The sequence below is a fragment of the Acinetobacter sp. Tr-809 genome (assembly GCF_011753255.1).
In the GTDB taxonomy this organism is placed as follows: domain Bacteria; phylum Pseudomonadota; class Gammaproteobacteria; order Pseudomonadales; family Moraxellaceae; genus Acinetobacter.
This window is the reverse complement of the sequence record NZ_VWVZ01000015.1, coordinates 1-1418: the sequence shown is the minus strand read 5'-3', so window position 1 is coordinate 1418 and position 1418 is coordinate 1. Positions and strand designations below refer to the sequence as shown.

The following is a 1418-nucleotide window of genomic DNA, read 5'->3' as shown; positions in this document are numbered from 1 at the left end:
GTCGCGACTGACCCAGCGGGTAACCCATCATTACCGGGCAGTGAAGTGGTAGATAGCTTGCCACCAGATACGACAGGTACGGTATTGAACGTCAATGCAGTGACTGCGGACAACGTGGTTAATGCAGCAGAGGGTGCAGGCAATGTGACCGTCACAGGTACCTTAACGGGTGTTCCAGTAGATGCAGCAACCACAGTTGTGACCTTGCTGATCAATGGTGTGACGTACACAGCGACAGTTGATCCATTAACAGGCAACTGGACGGCAAGCGTTGCGGGCAGTGACCTGTTGGCTGATGGTGATAAAACCATTGATGCGAAAGCGACCTTTACTGATGCGGCAGGCAACAGCAGCAATGTGACTGATACGCAAGTGTATACAGTAGATACCACACCACCAAGCAACAGCACGACGACGGTTACGATCAATCCGATTACGGGCGATGGTGTGGTTGACTCGACAGAAGCAGGTGCGAACCAAAGCATCAGCGGAACTGTTAGCGGTGAATACAGCGTTGGTGATGTGGTGACCGTGAACGTCAATGGTGTGACTTACAACACCACAGTACAAGCGGGTGGCAGCTGGACAGTAACGGTAGCTGGTAGCCAATTGGTACTAGATGCAGACAAAGTGATTAACGTCAGCATTGCAGCGACTGATGCCGCAGGTAACGTGGGTAATGCGACCGCGGATGCGAGCTATACGGTGAACATCACCACACCAGTGGTGGTAGTGAACCCGATTACCAGTGACAACATCATCAATGCAGCAGAAGCAGGTGCACCACAGACTGTGAGCGGTTCAGTGGTGGGCAGCTTCACGGTGGGTGATGCGGTTACGGTCAACGTTAACGGTGTGACTTACAACACCACGGTACAAACCGGTGGTACTTGGAGCGTGACTGTACCAGGCAGTGGCTTGAGTGCAGATGCAGACAGCACCATCAATGTGACCGTGAATGTAACGGGTGTAGGGCCGATCACCACGAACCACAGCTATGTGATTGACGTGACAGCACCGAACCCAGCGGGTGCGGTATTAACGATCGGAACAGTGACTGCAGACAACGTGTTGAATGCGGCAGAGTCAGGTGGCAATGTGACATTGACGGGTACTTTAACCGGTATCCCAGCAGATGCAGCAACCACAGTTGTGACCTTGCTGATCAACAATGTGACGTACACAGCGACAGTTGATCCATTAACAGGCAACTGGACGGCAAGTGTTGCAGGCAGCGACCTGTTGGCAGATGGTGATAAAACCATTGATGCCACAGCAACATTTACAGATACAGCGGGTAACAGCAGCAACATCACCGATACGCAAGTATATACAGTCGATGTAACTGCACCGAATGCACCAGACATCAATCCAATCAATGCAACAGATCCGATTACCGGTACAGCAGAACCTGGTTC

1 protein-coding gene is annotated in these 1418 nt (G+C 51.8%); it reads left to right on the top strand.

Features of this window, described 5'->3' with window-relative positions:
• Positions 1-1418, top strand: a 1418-nt coding sequence (locus F3J02_RS18345; RefSeq protein WP_167251614.1) for an Ig-like domain-containing protein, incomplete at both ends; no start/stop codon positions are given.